The organism is Enterocloster bolteae (assembly GCF_002234575.2).
In the GTDB taxonomy this organism is placed as follows: domain Bacteria; phylum Bacillota; class Clostridia; order Lachnospirales; family Lachnospiraceae; genus Enterocloster; species Enterocloster bolteae.
Window position 1 is genome coordinate 770,712 of the sequence record NZ_CP022464.2, and the last position, 21,719, is coordinate 792,430.

19 protein-coding genes are annotated in these 21,719 nt (G+C 47.7%); 16 read left to right on the forward strand and 3 right to left on the reverse strand.

The features are described 5' to 3' along the window. Window positions 1-57 precede the first annotated feature (57 nt). From rfbG to CGC65_RS03720, 4 genes are all read left to right on the forward strand, one after another. Window positions 58-1,116: a CDP-glucose 4,6-dehydratase gene (rfbG, locus tag CGC65_RS03705; RefSeq protein ID WP_002568273.1), complete on the forward strand. Its 1,059-nt coding sequence runs from the start codon at window positions 58-60 to the stop codon at window positions 1,114-1,116. A 15-nt stretch (window positions 1,117-1,131) separates the two neighbouring features. Beyond that, window positions 1,132-2,490: a lipopolysaccharide biosynthesis protein RfbH gene (gene rfbH, locus CGC65_RS03710; RefSeq protein WP_002568272.1), complete on the forward strand. Its 1,359-nt coding sequence runs from the start codon at window positions 1,132-1,134 to the stop codon at window positions 2,488-2,490. A 69-nt stretch (window positions 2,491-2,559) separates the two neighbouring features. After that, window positions 2,560-3,402: a LicD family protein gene (locus CGC65_RS03715; RefSeq protein WP_002568271.1), complete on the forward strand. Its 843-nt coding sequence runs from the start codon at window positions 2,560-2,562 to the stop codon at window positions 3,400-3,402. A 101-nt stretch (window positions 3,403-3,503) separates the two neighbouring features. Beyond that, the gene (locus CGC65_RS03720) at window positions 3,504-4,448 is read left to right on the forward strand and encodes a glycosyltransferase family 2 protein (RefSeq protein ID WP_002568270.1); all 945 of its coding nucleotides are present in this window, start codon (window positions 3,504-3,506) and stop codon (window positions 4,446-4,448) included. Between the two features lie 79 nt (window positions 4,449-4,527). Here the strand turns inward: CGC65_RS03720 and CGC65_RS03725 are convergent, their stop codons facing one another. The 3 genes from CGC65_RS03725 to CGC65_RS03735 all read right to left on the reverse strand — a co-directional run bounded on the left by CGC65_RS03725 (window position 4,528) and on the right by CGC65_RS03735 (window position 7,775). Next, a complete protein-coding gene (locus CGC65_RS03725; RefSeq protein WP_002568269.1) occupies window positions 4,528-5,289 on the reverse strand; it encodes a DeoR/GlpR family DNA-binding transcription regulator in 762 nt (253 codons plus the stop codon). A gap of 18 nt (window positions 5,290-5,307) precedes the next feature. Next, window positions 5,308-6,816: an FGGY-family carbohydrate kinase gene (locus CGC65_RS03730; protein WP_002568268.1), complete on the reverse strand. Its 1,509-nt coding sequence runs from the start codon at window positions 6,814-6,816 to the stop codon at window positions 5,308-5,310. A gap of 143 nt (window positions 6,817-6,959) precedes the next feature. After that, window positions 6,960-7,775: a BtpA/SgcQ family protein gene (locus CGC65_RS03735; RefSeq protein WP_002568267.1), complete on the reverse strand. Its 816-nt coding sequence runs from the start codon at window positions 7,773-7,775 to the stop codon at window positions 6,960-6,962. 153 nt (window positions 7,776-7,928) lie between these two features. On the opposite strand from CGC65_RS03735, the gene CGC65_RS03740 reads away from it, so the two are divergent. The 12 genes from CGC65_RS03740 (at window position 7,929) to CGC65_RS03795 (ending at window position 21,714) form a co-directional block, all read left to right on the forward strand. After that, window positions 7,929-8,597 carry a ribulose-phosphate 3-epimerase gene (locus CGC65_RS03740; protein ID WP_002568266.1) on the forward strand — a complete coding sequence of 223 codons (669 nt, stop codon included), beginning with the start codon at window positions 7,929-7,931 and terminating at the stop codon, window positions 8,595-8,597. Further along, window positions 8,557-9,402, forward strand: coding sequence for an L-ribulose-5-phosphate 3-epimerase (locus CGC65_RS03745; RefSeq protein ID WP_002568265.1), 846 nt, complete (start codon window positions 8,557-8,559; stop codon window positions 9,400-9,402). Before CGC65_RS03740 ends, CGC65_RS03745 begins: the two co-directional genes overlap by 41 nt. 16 nt (window positions 9,403-9,418) lie before the next feature. After that, window positions 9,419-10,057 (forward strand): class II aldolase/adducin family protein, encoded by a 639-nt coding sequence (locus tag CGC65_RS03750; RefSeq protein ID WP_002568264.1) that lies wholly within the window; start codon window positions 9,419-9,421, stop codon window positions 10,055-10,057. A gap of 14 nt (window positions 10,058-10,071) precedes the next feature. Next, the gene (locus CGC65_RS03755) at window positions 10,072-11,733 is read left to right on the forward strand and encodes a ribulokinase (protein WP_002568263.1); all 1,662 of its coding nucleotides are present in this window, start codon (window positions 10,072-10,074) and stop codon (window positions 11,731-11,733) included. Beyond that, entirely contained in the window at window positions 11,730-12,560 is an 831-nt protein-coding gene (locus CGC65_RS03760; protein WP_002568262.1) for a TIM barrel protein, read from the forward strand. Before CGC65_RS03755 ends, CGC65_RS03760 begins: the two co-directional genes overlap by 4 nt. Continuing rightward, a complete protein-coding gene (locus CGC65_RS03765) occupies window positions 12,532-14,388 on the forward strand; it encodes a sensor histidine kinase (RefSeq protein WP_002568261.1) in 1,857 nt (618 codons plus the stop codon). The genes CGC65_RS03760 and CGC65_RS03765 overlap by 29 nt, the downstream gene beginning before the upstream one ends. Next, window positions 14,385-15,878, forward strand: coding sequence for a response regulator transcription factor (locus tag CGC65_RS03770; protein WP_002568260.1), 1,494 nt, complete (start codon window positions 14,385-14,387; stop codon window positions 15,876-15,878). Before CGC65_RS03765 ends, CGC65_RS03770 begins: the two co-directional genes overlap by 4 nt. A 232-nt stretch (window positions 15,879-16,110) precedes the next feature. Then, the gene (locus CGC65_RS03775) at window positions 16,111-17,625 is read left to right on the forward strand and encodes a sugar ABC transporter ATP-binding protein (protein WP_002578391.1); all 1,515 of its coding nucleotides are present in this window, start codon (window positions 16,111-16,113) and stop codon (window positions 17,623-17,625) included. Window positions 17,626-17,630: 5 nt separating this feature from the next. Continuing rightward, the gene (locus CGC65_RS03780) at window positions 17,631-18,638 is read left to right on the forward strand and encodes an ABC transporter permease (protein ID WP_002568258.1); all 1,008 of its coding nucleotides are present in this window, start codon (window positions 17,631-17,633) and stop codon (window positions 18,636-18,638) included. A gap of 2 nt (window positions 18,639-18,640) precedes the next feature. After that, entirely contained in the window at window positions 18,641-19,666 is a 1,026-nt protein-coding gene (locus CGC65_RS03785) for an ABC transporter permease (RefSeq protein WP_002568257.1), read from the forward strand. Between the two features lie 15 nt (window positions 19,667-19,681). After that, entirely contained in the window at window positions 19,682-20,809 is a 1,128-nt protein-coding gene (locus tag CGC65_RS03790) for a substrate-binding domain-containing protein (protein WP_002568256.1), read from the forward strand. Window positions 20,810-21,081: 272 nt separating this feature from the next. After that, window positions 21,082-21,714 carry a TetR/AcrR family transcriptional regulator gene (locus CGC65_RS03795; RefSeq protein WP_002568255.1) on the forward strand — a complete coding sequence of 211 codons (633 nt, stop codon included), beginning with the start codon at window positions 21,082-21,084 and terminating at the stop codon, window positions 21,712-21,714. The last annotated feature ends 5 nt before the right edge of the window (window positions 21,715-21,719 follow it).

Below are 21,719 nucleotides of genomic sequence, written 5' to 3' on the forward strand. Positions count from 1 at the left end.
AAGGTGGTTCGGAAGGGTTTTTGTGGATGGTTGGAAGTTGGATGAGAGGATTTTTTTATGAAGATGAAGGAATTGATGGATTTTTATAGAGATAAAAGGGTGCTTGTGACGGGGCATACCGGGTTTAAGGGGGCTTGGCTTTGCAGGATTCTGACGCTTGCCGGGGCTCAGGTGACGGGGTATTCCCTGGAACCGCCTACGGATCCCAGCCTGTTTGAGATTGCCGGGCTGGAGGATGTGATGGACAGCGTGATTGGAGATATCCGGAATCTACAGGGGCTTAGGGATGTGTTTGAACGGGTGAGGCCGGAGGTGGTGTTTCATCTGGCGGCCCAGCCCATTGTCAGGGATTCTTATAAGGATCCGGTGTATACCTATGAGACAAATGTCATGGGGACCGTGAACGTGATGGAGTGCGTCAGACTGACGGACAGTGTGCGCTCTTTTCTCAATGTGACCACGGACAAGGTGTATGAGAACCGGGAGTGGGAGTATGGGTACAGGGAATGCGATCCTCTGGATGGATACGATCCCTATTCCAACAGTAAGTCCTGTTCCGAGCTGGTAACCCACAGCTATCAGAAATCATTTTTTGGTGACGGGCGGTGTGCTGTCTCCACCTCAAGGGCAGGCAATGTCATTGGGGGCGGCGATTTTGCCAACGACAGGATTATTCCTGACTGTATCAGGGCAGCTGCAACAGGGAAAGATATCATTGTAAGGAATCCCCATTCCACCAGGCCCTACCAGCTGGTGCTGGAGCCGCTGGCCGTGTATCTTACCATTGCCATGAGGCAGTATGAGGATGGACGATACCAGGGGTATTATAATGTGGGGCCTGACGATAAGGACTGCGTGACCACAGGATGCCTGGTGGATATGTTCTGCCGGCTCTGGGGCGGGGATGTAAAATGGGTGAATCAGTATGACGGAGGCCCTCATGAGGCCAATTTTCTGAAGCTGGATTGTTCCAGAATAAAGTCGGTATTTGGCTGGCGTCCCAGATATGGGGTGGAGGAAGCTGTTGAAAAGACAGTAGAGTGGTCCAGGGCTTATCTGGACGGTGAGGATATGCTGGAGGTTATGGACCGGCAGATAACAGAATTTTTTTCGTAAAGAGGAGAAATGAACATGGCATTTGAACATAAGACAGAAACAGAAGCAAGGCAGCAGATTCTGGACATGGTGGCCGAATACTGCGACACCTATCACAATAAAAAGGGGCCTTTTCAGGAGGGTGACCGCATTCCCTACGCTTCCAGGGTCTATGACCATAAGGAGATGGTAAACCTGGTGGACAGCTCACTGGAATTCTGGCTTACCTCCGGCAGATACACCGATGAATTTGAGAAGAAGCTGGCAGACTATCTGGGCGTGCGTTTCTGCTCCTTGGTGAACTCCGGTTCCTCCGCCAATCTGGTGGCCTTCATGACGCTGACATCCCCTTTGCTGGGGGAGCGCAGGGTAAAAAGGGGAGATGAAATCATCACGGTTGCCTGCGGGTTTCCAACCACGGTGGCCCCTGCTATCCAGTTTGGCGCAGTGCCGGTGTTTGTGGATGTGACGATTCCCCAGTATAACATTGATGCGGAAAAGCTGGAAGAGGCCCTGTCTGAAAAGACCAAGGCAGTGATGATTGCCCATACCCTTGGAAATCCTTTCGATTTAAGGGCAGTGAAGGCATTCTGCGAGAAGCATGGCCTGTGGCTGGTGGAGGACAACTGCGATGCTTTGGGTACCCAGTATACCATGGAAGAGGACGGAAAGGAAGTGACCCGGTTTACAGGTACTATCGGTGACATCGGAACATCCAGCTTCTATCCGCCCCACCACATGACCATGGGCGAGGGAGGTGCTGTATATACGGACAATCCCCTTCTCAATAAAATCATCCGATCCTTCCGCGACTGGGGCCGCGACTGCGTATGCCCCTCAGGCCGCGACAATATGTGCGGACACAGGTTTGACAGACAGTTCGGGGAGCTTCCCCTGGGGTATGACCACAAATACGTGTATTCCCATCTCGGGTATAACCTGAAGGCAACGGACATGCAGGCCGCCATTGGATGCGCCCAGCTGGATAAATTCCCATCCTTTGTGGAGCGGCGCCGTCACAATTTCGACCGCCTGAAGGCAGGACTTGAGGGAACAGAGAAACAGCTGATTCTTCCGGAAGCCTGCCCGCATTCCAGGCCCAGCTGGTTCGGTTTCCTGATTACGTGCAGGGAAGGCGTTGAGCGGAATAAGGTTGTCCAGTATGTGGAGAAAAAGGGCATGCAGACCAGAATGCTGTTTGCAGGCAATCTGACAAAGCATCCCTGTTTTGATGAAATGCGGGCAGCAGGCCAGGGATACCGTATTGTGGGCAGCCTGGACAACACGGACCGCATTATGGCCGACACATTCTGGGTGGGTGTGTATCCGGGAATGACAGATGAGATGATCGACTATATGGCCAGGACTATTAAGGAAGCAGTGGAGTGCGCATAGGGACTCTGTGGGAACCGATTAGGCACCGTGCCGTAAACACGGCAGGAATAAAGGGCAGGAGCGCTGATTATGATGAAAACCTATGATATGAGCCGGGTCCATGAGGCTAACTTGACCATATTAAAAGAGATAGACCGGATTTGCCGCAAGTATAATATCCGCTACATGCTGGACGCGGGCACCCTTATAGGCGCTGTACGCCATAAGGGGTTCATCCCTTGGGATGATGACGCGGATGTGGCGTTTACCAGGAACCAGTATGAGGCGTTTATGAAGGTGGCTCCAAGGGAGCTTCCGGATACCATGGAGCTGCTGGAGCCGGACAGTTACAGGGGCGGAAAGGCATTTTATGATTTTACTCCCAGAATCATTTACAAAAAAAGTAAATGCCATGAGGACAGCCCGGAAATGCAGTACTATGAGGGAAAGCTGAATCATATATGGGTGGATCTGTTCATTCTGGACAAACTTCCTGCCTCCAGGGCAGGGGAGGAATTTACCCGTTTCCTGCACAAGGCAGTGTATGGCATGGCCATGGGGCACAGGTATAAGCTGGATTTTGGCAAATACAGCCTGATTCACAAGATTTTCGTGGGAGGGCTGGCTGCGGCAGGCCGCCTGGTGCCCATGAAGCTTATCTTTGCCATGCAGAAGGCAGCTGCCCTGAAGGACAGGCACAGCAAGGGGAGTCTGCGCTATTACAGTAACTATCAGCCGGATTATCTGTATGTGACTGTGGATAAATCCTGCTGCGACCAGGTGGAGGACTCGGATTTTGAGGATACCCGTCTGATGATACCTAAGGGATGGCATCAGATACTGACAGAGGTGTATGGCAATTACATGGAAATGCCGCCGGAGGACAAACGGGTGCCCACCCACTCCAGCCAGCAAATCCGTATTTTTGATTAGAGCGTGCCGGAGCGGGGGTCAGACACGCACTGGGGGGATGAGGACAGAGAGATTGGCAGCATATGTAAACATGCCCCAGGAAAGGATTACAGACAAAAGAGATGGACAGGTTGTTATCAGTTGTGGTATCGGTCTACAACGAAGAAAAAGCATTGGAAGAATTTTACAGGGAAACCACACATGTGTTGGAACATATCAGCTGGGATTATGAGCTGCTTTTTGTCAATGACGGCAGCAGGGATGGAAGCCAGGACATACTGGACCGTATGGCCGCATCTGATTCAAGGGTCAGGGTGATAAGCTTTTCCAGGAACTTTGGACATGAGGCGGCCATGATAGCGGGACTGGACTACAGTAGGGGAGATGGCATCATCTGTATGGACGCGGACCTGCAGCATCCCCCGGAATGTATACCGGATATTCTGGCTAAGTTTGAGGAAGGATATCAGGTTATCAACATGGTCCGCACCAAAAACAGAACGGCAGGGCTGGTGAAGAACATCACTTCCTCCGGCTTTTACTGGCTTATCAACCGGATTTCGGATGTACACTTTGAGGCAAATGCCTCTGACTTTTTTGCAGTCTCGCGCCATGTGGCCCAGGTGCTGAAGAACAGCTACAGGGAGAAGGTGCGTTTCCTCAGAGGCTATGTGCAGAACGTAGGCTTTAAGAAAACCGCCATTGAGTATGAAGCAAGGGCCCGGGTGGCAGGGGAGAGCAAGTACAGCATCAAGAAGCTGTTTGTGTTTTCCATCAATACAATCCTGTGCTTTTCCAACATGCCCCTGAAGCTTGGTATCTACGCAGGCATATTCTCGGCCCTGCTGGGCTTGGCTGTCATGATATACACGCTCTGCACCAGAAAAGGTGCTCCCAGCGGCTATGCCACCATTGTGGTGTTGATTTGCTTTATGTTTGCCATGATGTTTGTGATTATCGGCATCATCGGTGAGTATATTGCGATTCTGTTTACGGAACTGAAGGACAGGCCGGTTTATATTGTGGATCGGACGGAGAATATAGTTCAGGGAGAGAACGCGGATTAGAATAAATAACGACATGAATAGGACCGCTGCGGCTGTGCATCAACAGGCACTGTGCCGCGGCGGTCTTTTTAATGCGCCGTTATACTAATTCCACGTCAATTCCCATACTTTCAAGCCGTTCCACATATTCCCCATCCAGTTCTTTTCCTACGATGATACGATGGATGCAGTCCAGCTGGCTGATATTAATGAAGGCACTGGCCTGGAATTTGGTGTGGTCGCAGAGAAGAATAACCTCTTTGCCGGACTTGATATATTGCTTTTTTATATTTGTATCATCAGTTATATAACTGAGCAGGCCTTGTTCCATGTCAACGGCATCAATGGAAAGAAATGTTTTGTTGACAGAGATGCTTCCCAGCATTTTTTCAGCAAAATAGCCGTAGGTGGAATTGAACCCTTTTCTGACCACTCCGCCCACCATCAGCAGAGTAGCATTGGGGAATATACTCACCTCAGAAGCAATGTGCAAATCATTGGTGACCACAGTCAGGTCAGGTATGTCATTGACAAGCTTTGCAAGCTCCAATACAGTGGTTCCGGAATCCAGAATGATTTTCTCGCCCGGACTGATATGTTCCCTGGCAGCTTTGGCAATGCGGGCCTTTTCATCTGCATTGGATTCCTTCTTTTTTACAAAGGAGGGTTCCAGGGATGTGTGGTTTGCAGACATGGCGCCGCCCCGGGTCTTTTGAATCAGTCCCTGGCAGGACAGCTCTTCTATATCCCTTCTGGCGGTTGCCTTGGATATATTCAGCTGACGCATCAGTTCCTCTGATGTCACTATTTTTTCTTTGTTGGTTATATCAACAATCGCCTGAAGGCGTTCTGCTTTCAACATGACAATTCTCCTTGATTCCTACTTATAAAAAACCTCTAATGCCTGAATCGCCTTTTTAAACTTCTCATACTTTTCTTTATAAAACACGGCCTTGGAAGAATCAGGGATGTATGTCCGGGACAAATGACACATCTTCTTCACGGCGCTATGAAAGTCGGGATAATATTCACAGGCAACCGAAGCGCAGATGGCAGCGCCTAAGGCCCCGCGTTCCTTTCCTTCCATTACCTGTATGGGCAGCTGAAGGATATCAGCCAGTATCTGGGTCCATACAGGTGAATTAGTGATGCCTCCTGATAAACGGATTTGCTTTTGGGGATGTATGGTGCCGGTTAATTTCTCAATGTGGTAGCAGGAGGAAAAAAGGATTCCCTCATAAATGGCCAGAAGAATATCCATAGGGGAATGACTGCTGTCGAGATTGAGAAAAGCGCCTTTGGCATCAGGAACAGAATTGGAGGCAAAAAGGTACGGCATAAACAGGATATCAGTCTGCTTTAATCCTGACTCAAGGATTGACTTATTGCAGTAGTCGTATAATTCGCGGCGTTCCAGGCCTGGATACATCCGGCTCAGAAAGTGATCGGCGTACCAGTCAAAATTACTGGCAGATGTAGGGCTTGATTCTTCAATTATATAATAATCTGGTAAAAAAGCAATGGTGTTGCCGTTTTTTCCAATGCATTCTTCCAGGTCATCGGTCAAATATTCATTGATGGACCATGTCCCGGTTATGAGGCACAGACAACTGGAATCCAGGATACCGCTGGCCAGACAGCAGGAGTCAACATCGTATAATCCGGCTGCTACCGGTATGCCTTCCGGAAGACCGCATTGAATGGCTGCCTGGGAAGTGACGAAACCGCCTGTTTCAAAGGATTGGAGTATAGGAACGCAGGCCAGGCGGAAATACTCACGAATATCAAGAAGTTCAAAGATTTCCGGGTCAAATTGTTTATCGCGTATATTAAAGAGGTTGGTGCAGGATGCGTCCGTATAATCGGTAGCAAGCATGCCGGTCAGACAATAACGGATGTAATCCTTGATACATACCATGTGACAGGCTTGTTTAAGCAAATCCGGCTGGTGTTTTTTTAGCCAGGGAAGCAGCATGGCCTGTTGTCCGGCCCAAAGATTTTGCAGGGTCAGCTGGTACAGCCTGCTGTTGATGCCGTTTTTTGAATATTCGCCCAGAAGTGATTGGGCGCGGGTATCTGTGGACACGATAAAAGGAGCAATGGGGGAATTTGCGCTGTCTAAAAGTCCAAGACCTCCGCCATAGCCGCAGACAGATACACCTTTAATGTCCTGGGCACAAATCTGTGCCTTTCCGATAGCATCACGTATGACCTGGCAGTTACCTCTCCAGACAGCATGGGGATCCCGTTCTGTCCAGCCGGGATTTGGATGGTCCATGGGAATCTGGACCTGGGACACGGACAATTCTCTGCCATTTTCATTAAATACGGCTGCCTTGATAGCAGAGCCGCCGTTGTCTATTCCGATAAAGTATGCATGTTTTTTCAAGCGCGGACCTCCTTTGGATGGATTTTTAAAATAGTAAGGGCATCTTCTGATTAAAAGATGCCCTTAGTATACCATAGACTTTGTTTACGTAGTATTCCTGATTTTGGACGCGTCTTAAAATTCATTCCCGCCATCTGCGCGCCCTAGAGGGTTGCCCGGTATTCCTTGACTTTATCCATAAATTCTTTAACCCGCTTTACATCTACAGCATTTTCAAAGACACCGTCATATTTAAAGGTAGTTGCACACACTGCTCCATCGGCAACGGACAGCTGTCTTGTGATGTTATTCACATTACATCCGGTATTACAAAGGATAGGGGTGTGTTTGACAGAAGCTTTTACCTGGCCAAGAATCTGGGTATCGGTTTCGCTGCCGGCAGTGAGACCAGATACGCAGAGGGCGTCTGGGCGGTTGTTGAATTCTGTGGACCTGGCAATATCCTTTATATCCCTGTCCGCCAGATATCTGGCAGCTTCAGGCACAATATTGAAAAGAAGCTTTAAGTCTTTTGCGCCTACTGCCATTTTATGACGGACGGTTTTTCCTACATTGGTGTTCCAGAGTCCAAAGTCAGATGCATATACACCGGAGATAATTTCACGGATAAATTTACCGTCTACAGCGACCGCCAGGTCAATGGAGGCAATGGGGTCCCACAGGCAGTTGACGCCATATGGAACTGTTATGAGCGGTTTTAGTTCACCGATTACCCTTGCCATGGCAGCTATCGTGACAGGTTCCACCTTTGTGAGGTAGGGAAGGCTGAACTCATTGGAGAACATAATTCCGTCAACCCCGCCCTCCTGAAGTGCCAGGAGGTCTGCCTTGGCAGCAGCCATCACCTTTTCCATACCTCCGTCTGCGTCATAATAGGGGTCTCCGGGCAATGGCTGTAAATGGCACATTGCAATGATTGGTTTTTCTACATGAAATAAATCCTGCATCCAGTTTGACATAATGATATATTCCTTTCTCAATTCAAATTAGGAGTTTGCATCGAGTTTGTACTCAAATAGTATCATAAAGATTCTAAAAATGCAATAATAAAATCATAAATATTGCAAAATAGTTCAAAATATGCTAAGATTAGTTCAAAAAGGAGGGATGACATGAAGATTATACCATCAATCGCGTCAGCATCCCAGCTGGATTTAAAATGCCAGCTGGACCGGATTAGAGACGTACCGTACATACATATTGATGTGGAGGATGGAAATTTTCTGCCTAATATTACGTTTGGCATGAAAACTGTAAAAGAGATGGCAGCCTATTCTAAGGCAGAACTGGATGTTCATCTTTTGACGACAAATCCAATCAAATATATTCAAGAACTATCAAAAAGCGGCATATCTGCTGTCTGCGGACATATGGAGGCCCTACCGTACCCATTGGAATTCTTACATGAAGTACGTCAGGCAGGAATGAAGGCAGGCCTTGCCCTGAATCTGTCTATGCCAATAGAGCAAGTCATGAGTTACATCGACTCCTTTGATTATCTTCTCCTTATGACATCCGAGCCGGACGGCTGCGGCCAACGGTTCCGGTCATGTGCCCTGGAACGGATTCGCAGGGCCAGGGCCTGCATACCGGATGAGGTGATGATTTACGCGGACGGCGGAATTGGAAGGGATGAGCTGGGGAAGGTGGCAGAGGCAGGTGCAGATTGTGTGGTTATGGGACGGGCGGTATGGGGAGCAGAAGATCCGGCCAAAGCCTGGAAGGAGATGGAAACATTAAATGGATATGGAACTGATTCAAAGGCCTTTCGGAATATATGAAAAGGCTATTAAGCCGCAGGAATGGGAAAAAATGTTTGCCGATGCTTCGTCTGCGGGGTACCAGAATTATGAAATCAGCCTGGATGAGAGCGATGCGCGTTTGGCGCGCCTGCACTGGGATGACAAGCAATACGAAGAGGTAAGAAGGGCTGCAAGGAACCAGAACATAAGGATTCTGTCAGCATGTTTCAGCGGGCACCGCAGATTTCCGTTGGGAAGCAGTTCCAGAGAATTAGAGGAGCGGGGAATCCGGATGATGAGGGAGGGAATTGATTTCTGTCAGAATCTTGGGGTCCGTATGCTGCAGGTTGCAGGATATGATGCTTTTTATGAACCGCGCAGCCATGAGACAGCTGCCCGGTACAGGGAAAATATCTTAAGATGCCTGGAATGGGCGGAACAGGCAGGCGTAATGCTGGCTATTGAGCCGGTGGAGGTAAACCTGGTAAAGGTCAGCGATACCCTTCGCCTGGTCAAAGAGGCGGATTCGCCTTGGCTTCAAATTTATCCTGATGTAGCCAACATGAAATCCCTGGGAATCGACCCGGTTACAGAATTACCCCAGGGGAGGGGACATATAGCCAATGTACATGTGAGAGACTCGCTGCCTGATTACTTTTACGGAGTTCCGCTGGGAGCCGGAAATATGGACTTCATAGGGGTATTCAAGGCGCTGGATGCCATGGAATACAGAGGTCCCCTTACCATTGAAATGTGGAATGAGACGGAAGAGAATTATTTGGATATCATAAGATGCGCACGGACATTCATGATGGATAAAATCAGATGCGCCAGATGCTCATAACGAGGAGGTAATGATTATGTTTGAAAAGGAAAAAAGGGAGATACTGGATGCAGCCCTGGAAATTAAGAAATGCAATCTCATATCCCTGTCAGGAGGGAATGTGAGCATGAGGGCAGGGGAGAATCTGTTTCTGGTGACTCCGTCCGGCATGATTTATGAGGAGATGACAGCGGATGATGTGGTGGTCATAGACAGGGACTGCAGGGTGGTGGAGGGGACGAGAAAGCCGTCTTCGGATTCTCCGGCCCTGGTCTATATGTTTGAACATATGCCCCATATTAATGCATTGATTCATACCCATCAGCCTTATGCCACTGCTGCCGGATTCGCGTCGGATCAGATCCCGGAATTCCTGGTCACTCTTATTGATGCCAATGGGGCTGCGGTTAACGTGGCGCCATTCACCCCTTCCTCTGACATTGGAATGGGTATCATGGCTGTGAAGTATGCCGGGGAGGCACGGGCCGTTATTTTAAAACATCATGGTATTATGGCCTATGGTTCGGATATGAAAGAGGCGTTATACTCGGCAATCTATCTGGAGGAGGCGGCTAAGACCTTCGTTCTCGCAAAATCCATGGGAGCAGAGATACCACTGCTGGATCCGGAGGACATAGCGAAGGAAAAAAGGGGCTGGCTGGATTATGGTCAATAGGAGGGAGTACAAAGATGGGATTTTCCATAGGAGTTGATTTTGGCAGCCTGTCTGCGCGGGCCATGGCAGTGGATGTATCAAACGGAAGGATTTTAAAGGAGTCCGTATATGGTTATCCCCACGGGATTATGAAGGAATCCCTGCCTACAGGCAGAAAGCTGGAACCGGGCACTGCCTTGCAGGAACCCCGGGATTACCTGGATGCCTGGCAGTTCCTTATTCAGGATATGTTTAAGGACAAGGAGCTTAGGGCAGACCAAGCGGTGGGAATCGGTATTGATTTTACTCAATGCACCATGATGCCGGTTGACAGAGAAGGCATTCCGTTGTGTATGCACACGGAATTCAGGGATGACCCTCACAGCTATGTAAAGCTCTGGATGCACCACCATGCCCAGAAGGAGGCGGATGACATTACAAGAGAAGCCGGTTTACGGCAGGAGCGGTTTCTCAAATATTACGGCAGTAAAATATCTTCTGAACTGTTGTTTCCAAAAATCCTTGAGATACTGAGACAGTCACCGGATATCTATCAGGCAGCGGACCAGTTTGTGGAAGGTGCTGACTGGATGACGTGGCAGATAACAGGAACCAGGATGAGAAGCAAAAGCATTGCCGCGGTTGCTGCATTGTGGCAGGAGGAAGAAGGATATCCTTCCGATGATTTCCTGAGGGCGCTCCATCCTGAGATGCCGGATGTGAAACAGAAGCTTAGGGGAAAGCTGGTAAAGCCCGGTACCTGTATAGGGGGAATTTCCAAAGAGATGTCAGATAAAACAGGATTGCCTGCAGGTACGCCTGTGGCCTGCGGCCTGGGTGACAGCCATTCTGCTTTTGCAGGTTCAGGACTGTGCAGTGAGGGCGCCATGCTCATGGTGATTGGGACCTCGGGATGTGATATCCTCATAAGCAGGAATCAGATTCCGGTGGAAGGTTTTTGCGGTATTTGCCCGGACAGCGCCATTCCGGGATATTACGCCTACGAGGCGGGTCAAGCCTGTATGGGGGACCATTTTCAGTGGTTCATGGAAAACTGTCTTCCCGCTGCCTGCCGCGAGGAGGCAGCCGGCAGGAATATGTCTGTATTCCAATGGATGGATGAAAAGGCCGGCAGACTGAAACCGGGAAGCAGCGGTGTGATTGCCCTTGACTGGTGGAATGGATGCCGCTCTGTTCTGATGGACAGCGACCTTGGGGGATGTTTGTTTGGTATGACCCTGCAGACAAGGCCCGAGGAAATTTACAGGGCGCTGATGGAAGGAATAGCTTTTGGAAAGAGGATGATAATAGAGCAGATGGAGATGGCGGGGGTGAGATGCAGGCAGCTTTATGCCACTGGCGGTGTTGCCCAGAAGAACCCTCTCATTATGCAGATCATGGCGGATGTCCTCGGCAGGGAAATCAGGGTTCCTGTCATAGCAAACGGGAGCTGTATGGGAAGCGCCATGTTTGGGGCAGTTGCGGCCGGAAGGAAGGGAGGGGGATATGATACCATTGAGGAGGCCGTTGAGGCCATGGGGCCGCCGGTGGGGAAAATTTATATACCAGATCAATCTGCCTCGGCTGCCTATGATGTCTTGTTTCAGATGTACAGGGAAATGTATCTTTATATGGGAAACAGCAGCATGTTGAAACGGCTGGCTGCAATGAGAGGAAAGGAGGAATCAACGCTATGAAATTTGGGTTGATTTCATTGGATTTTAAGCGTTTTTCACTGGAATACTGTTTTAAGATGGCCAGGCGCTACGGCCTTGATGGGGTGGAGCTGTGGGGTGGACGTCCCCATGGGTATTTTACGGATATGACTCGGGAGAGGATACAGGAGATTGATGCCTTAAAAAAGAAATATAAACTGGAGATTCCCATGTATACGCCAAACGTACTGAATGGGCCTTATAATCTCTGTTCCCTGGAAGAACGGACAATCCATGAAACCATTGAATTTTTCCAAAGATCTATTGATATTGCATATGAGTTGGAATGCCCCAGAATGCTGGTGGTGGCTGACCATCCGGGGTATGAGGCGCCAAAGGCTTTGGTCTGCCGGCGTTTCATAGAACATATGCAGTACCTTTGCGACTATGGGGCGCCTAAAGGCGTGAGCCTGGTGATAGAACCCTTGACGCCCATGGAAAGTCCGGTTATCACAACAGCAGATGACTGTGTGGACGCCATAAAAAGAATTGGAAGGGATAATGTGGAGGCCATGATGGATGTGGCTCCGCCAACAGTGGCCAATGAGCCGTTTTCGGTTTATTTCGACAAGCTGAAGGACAGGATGAACTATATCCATATCTGTAATAATGACGGGATGACCGATGCCCATAAAAGGCTGGATGAAGGGATAATACCAATAAAAGACATGTTTACAGTCTTTGCCAATTGGAAGTATAATGGTTATGTTACGTGCGAACTGTACTCGGAGAATTACAGGGACCCTGAATTATATCTTGCCAATACCATGAGAATGGTATATGAAATCAGGAACGAACTGGGGATATGATGAACAGGGAGCTATTTGGGAGGAAACAGTGAAAAGACCCTTTGTTTTTTCTAATTTCCAGAAAAAAATATTGCAGTCATATCTGATTATTATTGTAGGAGGTCTTGTACTCTTCTATACTCTGGTTGCGGTGATGGTCAGGGAGTCCAGCCTGAAAACAGCAGAACGAAACCAGATTTCCATGTGTATAAAGGTTTCCCAGCAGTTAGAAAGTTTTATGGTTGAAATGCGCAACGTGGGTTTTCAGGTGATGATGAATTCGCGGCTGATTCAGGACTTTGGCACATTTTCAGATGACAAGGCAAATGATAATTATTATGGGGACCATATTGTGGACCATATAAACGCAGTCAGTGCCCTGGCAGACATCAATGGAATACAGAGGATTGCCACCAGAATCAGTGTATTTAACAGATATGGGGATTATGTCAGCAGCGGAGTCATGCCCCAGTCCAAAGCATATGCTGACAATGTCCTGCGCAGCCATATGGATCTGGATGAAATCATATCCCGACTGGTTCTGAATGATGGGCATATCTATGTGGAAGGTCCCCATCCGGATTACTGGAACAGTAAAGTGGGCTATGAGATGATTTCTCTGTACTGTCCGCTGGGCAATAAGATTCAGGATGATATGTACGGCATCATAGAAATACAGCAGGATTTCCAGAAGCTGGTCAAGACCCTTCTGCCAGGCCTTGATCAGGACATGGCAGTGCTCCTGTTTGACTCTTCGGGCAGATGCATATTTAACAGCATGGAAAGTATATGTCCTCCTGAGTACTATGATTTTTATTACAGTCAGGCATCCAAAAATCCGGACAGCCGGTACGGGTTTTGCCGGATAAAGGTTGGGAACAGGGCACAGGAGCAGTATCTCTCGGCCGGTATATCGGAGACATCCGGCTGGATGGCAGTGATGGTGCGCAATAAAAGTTCCATCGTCAACGTGATACAGGATATCCAGAAGGTAATTATCATGGCTATTTTTGTATTCATGGTCCTGTCCGCATACATGGCATACCGAATATCACTGAAGATGACAAGGCCTATCAATGATATGATTGTATCGGCACAGTCTATTTCCTGGTCGAATCTGGACATGAAGACATTGGAGGGGAATGATGAGAATGAAATCATGGCCCTTAATAATACTTTTAAGGAGACGCTTAAGCGTCTGTCTAAAAGTATGCAGCTGGAGCTGGGAGCCCGGCTTAATGCACTTCAAAGTCAGATGAATCCCCATTTTCTATATAATACACTGTCGGTCATAAGCGCATCGGCGGACCAGCAGGAAAAGGTGGAGAGAATGTGCAGCCGCCTTTCCGATATGCTGCGTTACTCCACGGTCTATGAGGAGGAGAGCAACAGTACATTGGAGGATGAAGTCCGCCATACGGAGAATTATCTGGAGTTGATGAAGGACCGGTACGAGGAAAATCTTATTTATAACATTGAGGAAGCAGGGGAATTGGAGCGTGTGAAGGTACCCCGGGTAATTCTTCAGCCCATTGTGGAGAATTGCTTCAAACATGGATTCGGCGAAAATGGTTTTCCATGGATTATACATGTGGCAGTCACTGCAAGTCATGGACATTGGAGAATCCATGTAAGGAATAATGGCCGGCCCTTCCAGGATAGGGATCTGACGGAGCTGAATGAGAAAGTTGAGGGGTTCCTGAAAGGAGAACAGAAGAAAATCAGCGGCATAGGACTTACAAATACCATTATCAGACTGAGGCTTTTGTATGAGGAACAGGTAGAATATGAGATATATACTGGAAACGATGGGTATACCTATGTGGTTTTGAAAGGAAATTATAAATGATTAATGTTCTTGTTGTTGAAGACGAGCCTCCTATCCAGCGTATGATATGTAAAACCATTTCTGAGATGGACCGGGAATTCAGTGTACGGTATACAGCGTTTAATGGAATCCAGGCACAGCGCATTCTGGAGGCAGAGGAAGTAGATGTTGTATTTACGGATATCATGATGATTGGAGGAGACGGAATCACTCTTCTCCAGTATCTTCATGAATACAGACCGGAGATTCAGACCGTGGTGCTCAGCGGGTATGATAAGTTTGAATATGCCAAGCAGGCATACAAAAATGGTGTTACGGATTACCTGCTAAAACCTGTGAATAAGACAGAACTGAGGGATATTCTCGAAGTCCTTAAGAAACAGTATCATCTGAGGATGGGAAACAGAAGGCGGGAATGTTTCAAGAATCTGCTGGACGGAGGTGAGCTGACGCAGAAATCGTGTTTTTATGATGAGCTGCAGGCATCGTCATGGTATCTGCTGCTGATACGGATGCGCAGCAGAGGCTGTGTTAAGGGAGGTCTGAATCCGGAATCCCAGAAAAATATAGAGTCCGGTCTGGTTAAGATGTTTGGGAATGAAGATACTGTTTTCCAGACATCAGATGGTGCCGGAGAATATGTGGTGGCCGTCAAAGACAGCATTACGGACGTGGAAGCCAAGGCTTTGGAACTATTGAATACCGTGGGACAATCAGATGGTGTAATAGCAATCGCGGGTTTGCCGGAACCTGTCCCGGTCCAGGATTTCAGACAGTATGTGCTGGAGCTCAGAATTCAAATAATGACGGAATCCATATACGGGAAGTCATGCTATAGCTGCGGGGGACGCTTCTGTCCTCCTCATGACGATACATGGGAGAAGGATGTGAAGACAGAGGCATTTTCCGTTATGGTAAAAGCCCTGAAAGCAGGGGATACCAGAGGGGCATGCAGTCAGCTGGACGCATTTATGAGGGAATTTGAGGAGAAGAATAAGACATGCATGGCCATTGAAAATTTCATGATGGAATTTTTGGAAAGAGGAAAAGGCAGCAGCCATTCTGTGCGTGCCAGTGTGTGGAATGCTGTTTACGAGACATTTTCTTACGGGGAGCTTAAGACGCGGGTGTTTCAGCTGGTGGAAAGGATGAATGGGCAGGAAGAAGATCTGGCAGAGGATGGAAGCAGTGAGGGAGCCATGCCGCAGATGGTTGTCATGATAGAGCAGTATCTGGTGGATAATTACCAGAGGAATATCAGGGCTGGAGAATTATCCATGGAATTTGGTTTTGTATCAGAATACATAAGCCGTATTTTTAAGAAATACGTGGGTCTTTCTCCATCCAGGTACCTTACAAAAATAAGGATGGAGAAGGCCTGTCAATTGATTAAGAATCATCCGGAGATTCAGGTTAAGGAAGTGGCAGACCAGGTGGGATATAAGGATATCCATTATTTTTCAAAGGTGTTCAGAAAGGAAATGGGGGTATGGCCGAGCGAGTATAAATAGCTAAATAATCAAGCGATTGATATGGATTTATGTGCAAAAAATATGCATTATATGACGCGGGATGCCGGGGAGGGGTGAAAAAGGAACAAAAAGAATCAGAAAAATATATAAAAGTTCAAAAAAGTGCAACAATAGTTCTTGATTTTACATTTACGAAACACAGTGCATGCCTTATGCTTTAAGTAAGGAGTTTGCATTGTGTTTTTTATTCTGGATTGGGAGGTGGGATTTGGTGGATGAGTATATATTGGAACTCAGGAATATCACGAAGCGTTTTCCCGGTGTAGTTGCTTTAAATGGCGTTCAGTTCCAGCTGAAACAGGGTGAGATACATGCATTAATGGGTGAAAATGGCGCAGGAAAATCCACATTGATTAAGGTAATTACCGGAGTACATGAACCGGAAGAGGGGGATATCCTGATTAACGGCAGGAAGGTGGTATTTAAAAACACCAATGATTCGGCAGCCAACAGTATAGCGGCTATTTATCAGCACAGTACGGTGTATCCATATCTGAGCGTGACAGAAAATATATTTATCGGTCATGAGTCGCTGACAAGGGCGGGGTCTATTAAATGGAATGAGATGCATGGCAGGGCAAAGGAGCTTCTGATGAGTCTGGGATGCGACATCAATCCCAGGACAAGGATGGTAAATCTAAGTGTGGCGGAGCAGCAGATTGTGGAGATTTCAAAGGCAGTTTCCTCTAAAGCCCGGATTGTCATTATGGACGAGCCAACCGCCGCCCTGTCCAAGCGGGAATGTGAGGAGCTCTACCGCATAACGGAGAAGTTAAAAGCCGAGGGAACTTCCATCATATTTATTTCCCACAGGATGGAGGATATGTACAGGCTGGCAGACCGGGTTACTGTATTCAGGGACGCCAGATATATAGGTACATGGGATGTGGATAAGATTTCTAAGGATGAGCTTATATCGGCTATGGTTGGACGCGAGGTTACCCAGCTGTATCCCAAGCAGGCGGTTCCCATTGGGGAAACAGCCCTTGAAGTAAAAGGACTTACAAAAAAAGGATACTTTAAGGACATCAGTTTTGATGTAAAGAAGGGCGAGATATTCGGTCTTACAGGTCTGGTTGGGGCGGGACGTTCCGAGGTGTGTCAGGGAATATGCGGTCTTTTAAAGCCGGATTCAGGAACGATACTTATAAACGGGGAGGAATGCAGCTTTACTCATCCGTCCCAGGCATTGAAGAAGGGGGTTGGGTATCTGCCGGAGGACAGGCAGCAGCAGGGCCTGATTCTCTCATGGGAACTGTACAGGAACATGACCCTGTCTACGCTGGATAAATATAACCGCCTGATTGGTATTGATACGGGAAGGGAACGGCAGGCGGGGAGGGAGCTATGTGAGAAGCTTCAAATCAAGGCCAAGAGTATATTTTCCAGAGCGGATTCACTGTCAGGAGGAAATCAGCAGAAGGTGGTATTTGCGAAGCTTCTGAACTCGGATGTGAATATTCTGCTGTTGGATGAGCCGACAAAGGGCGTGGATGTAGGCGCAAAGGCCCAGATTTACTCTATTATGTCTGACCTGGCTGCCCAGGGATATGCAATTATATTGGTTTCTTCCGAGATGCCTGAGGTCATGTCTATGGCGGATAGGATTGGTGTCATGCATGAGGGGCATCTGGCGGCAATTTTTGATGCATCTCATGTGACTCAGGAGGAGATACTGGCGGCAGCTATGACCGTCAAAGATGAAGATTTGAAAGAGGGAGCGTGAGATGGATGAAAAGCATTTCAAGAGACTTTGATTTAAAACGCTTTGTGTCTCACAACATAAGGGAACTTACGCTTTTTGCAATCCTTATTGTCATTGCGGTCCTGGTGCAGGTAAGGACAGGGGGACGTTTTTTGTCCAGCTCCAACTTAAATGACCTGCTGCGGGAAACTGCCATTCTTATGATGGTATCCGTTGGTATGATGATGGTCATACTGACAGGATGTATAGATTTGTCTCTGGGTTCTACCATGGGTCTGGCAGGGATGATATGTGCTCTGACCTTAAGGGATCACAGGGAGACACCTATTATAGTAATCGTACTGATCGCATTGGGTATTGGTCTATTGGCCGGGCTGCTGAATGGTTTTATTGTGGCGAAACTGCGAATTTTTCCGCTGATAGGTACTCTGGGGGTATGTGATATGCTGAGAGGCCTGGTATATGTGTTCAGCAAAGGAGCCTGGGTAGGACAGGGAGACATGACCCAGGAATTCATGAGTATATCTACGGGTAAGGTTTTTGGAATCAATAATCTTGTATTTATCGCAATCCTCATAACAGTTATGGGATACATATTCCTGCAGTATTTCAGGAATGGAAGATATATGTATGCAGTTGGAAACAATGAGCTTTCTGCCAAGATAAGCGGCATTAATCCGGTAAGGACTAAATTTCTGGCCTATGTGATTAACGGTATGATAGCGGGCCTGGCAGGAATGCTGTGGATATGCAAGTTCGGCAACGCCCAGGGAGAGTCCTGCAGCAGCTATGAATTAAACGTAATTGCATCTGTGGTGTTGGGAGGGGTATTTATTACCGGAGGTTCTGGAAAAGTGGGCGGCGTGGTATTGGGAGTACTGCTTTTTGGAACACTGAATAATATTCTGCCGTTGATACAGGTTTCTTCATTCTGGCAAATGGGTATCAAAGGGTTTGTCATCATTGCTTCTGTTGTAATCAACTCCATTACACAGCAGCATATGGACAAGAAGGCATTGCAGGGGAGGGATTAATTATGGAAGGAACAGCAAAGACAAGATCCCATTCCTTAAAATCCGTTTTATTCCAATGGGAAACAATGATATTTGTAATATTCATTATCATAAATATTATTAACATCAACCTGTCCAGTAATTATCTGAACTTTAACAATATGATGAACAATATGGTGGTGTTCATGGATAAGGCGCTTATGGTATTTACCACCATGATGGTACTTCTTTTGGGAGAGATAGATATTTCCATAGCATCTATTATGTGTCTTTCTGGATGCTGTACGGGCGTTGCGTTCGAGGCGGGGCTGCCCATTGTTCCGGCCATGATGGTGGGACTGCTGGTGGGGGCAGCCTGCGGCTTCTTTAACGGCATTCTGCTGGTGGCATTTCCGGATTTGAATTCCACCATTGTCACACTGGGCAATCAAATACTGTTTCGGGGAATTGCCTATATGATTCTGGAAGATAAGCCCATTACATCCATTTCCTCCAAGATGTCATTTTTGGCATGGAGCAAGGTGGCGGGAATTCCCCTGATTCTGATTGTATTCTTTGTGGAGACATTGATATTTGCATTTGTGATTCACAGGACAAAATTCGGACGTTCCCTGTATGCCATTGGAAGCAATGCCAAAGCCAGCCGGTTTTCCGGTATAAAGACCAATCAGATTAAGGTACTGGTTTTTACCCTCAGCGGATTATGCGCAGGATTTGCAGGGCTTTTTCTTATCTCAAAGCTGGGAAGCGCCAGGGCCAGTATTGCAAAAGGATACGAGATGGAAGTCATAGCAATGGCAATCCTGGGCGGAGTCAGCACTGCAGGAGGAAAGGGAAAGGTTCTGGGCGCTGTTCTGGGAGTGTTTTCAATCGGATTCCTGCGGTATGGACTTGGAATTGTAAATGTTTCATCGCAGATTCTCATGATTATTATTGGAGCGCTGCTGGTAGTAGCGGTTGCGATTCCTAATCTAAAGGAAGTGATTTCTGAATCTGCCTCAGGCAGGTGGATTAGACAACGTGTCATACATAACAAACAAAAATACTAAAGGAGGAAAAAGATTATGAAGAAACGCACATTATCACTTATGCTTGCGGCAGCTATGGTACTGGGGAGTCTGACCGGATGCAGCACGGGGCAGAAGGAGGAAAGCAAAGAGACAGCGGCTGTTACGGAGGCCGCCAAAGCTGGAGAGGATGCAGCGGCTGCAGCGGCACAGGAAGCAGGCACACAGCCTGAGGATGGAGAGAAAAAGGTATATGCATTTGTATCTAAGACAGCGGCAGACCCCATATTCCTTTTGATGTTTGACGGATACAAGGCAGCCTGTGACAAACTTGGAGTGGAAGCTGTTTACCGTGGAGCTGACCAGCCCACAGCTGAAAAAGAAATTGAGATCATTACCCAGCTTATCGCCCAGAATGTGGATGCCATTACGGTAATTGGCGCAGATTTTAATGCCCTGCAGCCTATTCTACAGCAGGCAATGTCCCAGGGAATAGCAGTAAATTCCGTGGACACGGCAGTGAACCCTGACAGCCGTCAGGTACATGTGGAGCAGTGCAGCATCGACGAGGTGGGAAGGGCCCAAATGCAGTCTGCCCTGGCAATCTGCGGAGGACCTGGCAGCTCAGGAAAGATAGGCATACTTTCCGCAAATCCTGAATCCCAGCTTCATGCCGACTGGTGTAAAGCAATGCTTCTGGAGGTTGAGGAACATCCAGAAGACTATAAGAACATTGAAGTGCTGGATATAGCTTATGGCGATGACCTTCCTGACAAGTCCACAAGCGAGGCCCAGGCCATGCTTCAGAACAATCCGGACCTCAAAGCAATCATCTCCCCTACAACGGTAGGCATACTGGCAGCAGCCAAGGTGATCCAGGACCAGGGTTCTGACTGCAAGGTAACCGGAGTCGGCCTGCCCTCTGAGATGGCGCCTTATATTGAAAATGGAATCTGTTATGACGCCTATCTGTGGAATCCGCTGGACCAGGGAGCGTTAGGAGCATACTCTGCCCATGCACTGGTTACAGGAGCTGCAACCGGCAAGGTTGGGGACATTGTGGATGCCGGTGACTTGGGAAAATTCACCATCGAGGAATACTATGACGGAGGAACCCAGGTGCTTTTAGGAGAGCCGCTGCGTTTTGACAAGGATAATATTGCCCAGTGGAAGGATAAATTTTAACAGGAAACCTATTTTCGTATCAGAGAGGAGACTGCCCGTGAAAACGGGTGGTCTCCTTTTGAGTGCTGCGCGGTTTTGTCCGGTATGATATAGGGAGATAAAGGCGGGGGAATTCCAGCACTTTCTGTTTATGGAAATTTAATTCTTCCTTTCTTGACAATCCATGGCATATGTGTTTATAATTGGGTTCGTGACATATTGTCACAAATGACATTATGTCACCAAGAGGAATATGATTGTATCTTACAAAAGAGGGCTAGGAGGCTGGATTCATGCCTACACAACGGTTTTTGAAACTAAAGGAAGAGAAGAAGCAGGCAATACTGGAAGCGGCGGTCCACGAATTCTCAAGGGTTCCTTATTCATCTGCATCCATCAACCAGATTATCAAGGAGGCAGACATATCCAGAGGGAGCTTTTATACATATTTTGAAGATAAGGACGACCTGATGCGGTATATGCTCAGAGGCTTCAGGGATAACTGCCAGGAGAGGATCTTCAGAACCCTGAAGGAACAGGGGGGAAATCCCTTTGGCACAGCCCTTAAGCTTCTGGAGGCAGTGGTGGATGAGGACCATGGAGGCCTGGGCTATAAGATGTACAGGAATATGCTGTCGGATTTAAGTGTGGTGGACCAGAACCATTTATTTGGAATCAAGGGCTTTCTGCTTCAGGATGAGTCCTATGGTGAATTCGTTCATAAGCTTTATGAAGGGATTGACAGGGAACGTTATCCCATTGATGAAGAGACCCTGTCGTATCTGGTGGACATGACCATGCTTATTATCATCAGGGCTGTAACGCTGTATTATAAGAATGTGGTGGACCGGGAAAAACTTCTGGAAGTGACAAAGAAGGAAATGCTTATATTGGAATACGGTGTCTGCCGTAACACCGGAAACTGACGTGA

What these genes read in the sequence shown, in the direction of transcription:
- rfbG (WP_002568273.1), top strand. Translation starts at nt 58, where the DNA reads ATGAAGATGAAGGAATTGATGGATTTTTATAGAGATAAAAGGGTGCTT.
- rfbH (WP_002568272.1), top strand. Translation starts at nt 1,132, where the DNA reads ATGGCATTTGAACATAAGACAGAAACAGAAGCAAGGCAGCAGATTCTG.
- CGC65_RS03715 (WP_002568271.1), top strand. Translation starts at nt 2,560, where the DNA reads ATGATGAAAACCTATGATATGAGCCGGGTCCATGAGGCTAACTTGACC.
- CGC65_RS03720 (WP_002568270.1), top strand. Translation starts at nt 3,504, where the DNA reads ATGGACAGGTTGTTATCAGTTGTGGTATCGGTCTACAACGAAGAAAAA.
- CGC65_RS03725 (WP_002568269.1), bottom strand. Translation starts at nt 5,289, where the DNA reads ATGTTGAAAGCAGAACGCCTTCAGGCGATTGTTGATATAACCAACAAA.
- CGC65_RS03735 (WP_002568267.1), bottom strand. Translation starts at nt 7,775, where the DNA reads ATGTCAAACTGGATGCAGGATTTATTTCATGTAGAAAAACCAATCATT.
- CGC65_RS03740 (WP_002568266.1), top strand. Translation starts at nt 7,929, where the DNA reads ATGAAGATTATACCATCAATCGCGTCAGCATCCCAGCTGGATTTAAAA.
- CGC65_RS03745 (WP_002568265.1), top strand. Translation starts at nt 8,557, where the DNA reads ATGGATATGGAACTGATTCAAAGGCCTTTCGGAATATATGAAAAGGCT.
- CGC65_RS03750 (WP_002568264.1), top strand. Translation starts at nt 9,419, where the DNA reads ATGTTTGAAAAGGAAAAAAGGGAGATACTGGATGCAGCCCTGGAAATT.
- CGC65_RS03755 (WP_002568263.1), top strand. Translation starts at nt 10,072, where the DNA reads ATGGGATTTTCCATAGGAGTTGATTTTGGCAGCCTGTCTGCGCGGGCC.
- CGC65_RS03760 (WP_002568262.1), top strand. Translation starts at nt 11,730, where the DNA reads ATGAAATTTGGGTTGATTTCATTGGATTTTAAGCGTTTTTCACTGGAA.
- CGC65_RS03765 (WP_002568261.1), top strand. Translation starts at nt 12,532, where the DNA reads ATGAAATCAGGAACGAACTGGGGATATGATGAACAGGGAGCTATTTGG.
- CGC65_RS03770 (WP_002568260.1), top strand. Translation starts at nt 14,385, where the DNA reads ATGATTAATGTTCTTGTTGTTGAAGACGAGCCTCCTATCCAGCGTATG.
- CGC65_RS03780 (WP_002568258.1), top strand. Translation starts at nt 17,631, where the DNA reads ATGAAAAGCATTTCAAGAGACTTTGATTTAAAACGCTTTGTGTCTCAC.
- CGC65_RS03785 (WP_002568257.1), top strand. Translation starts at nt 18,641, where the DNA reads ATGGAAGGAACAGCAAAGACAAGATCCCATTCCTTAAAATCCGTTTTA.
- CGC65_RS03790 (WP_002568256.1), top strand. Translation starts at nt 19,682, where the DNA reads ATGAAGAAACGCACATTATCACTTATGCTTGCGGCAGCTATGGTACTG.
- CGC65_RS03795 (WP_002568255.1), top strand. Translation starts at nt 21,082, where the DNA reads ATGCCTACACAACGGTTTTTGAAACTAAAGGAAGAGAAGAAGCAGGCA.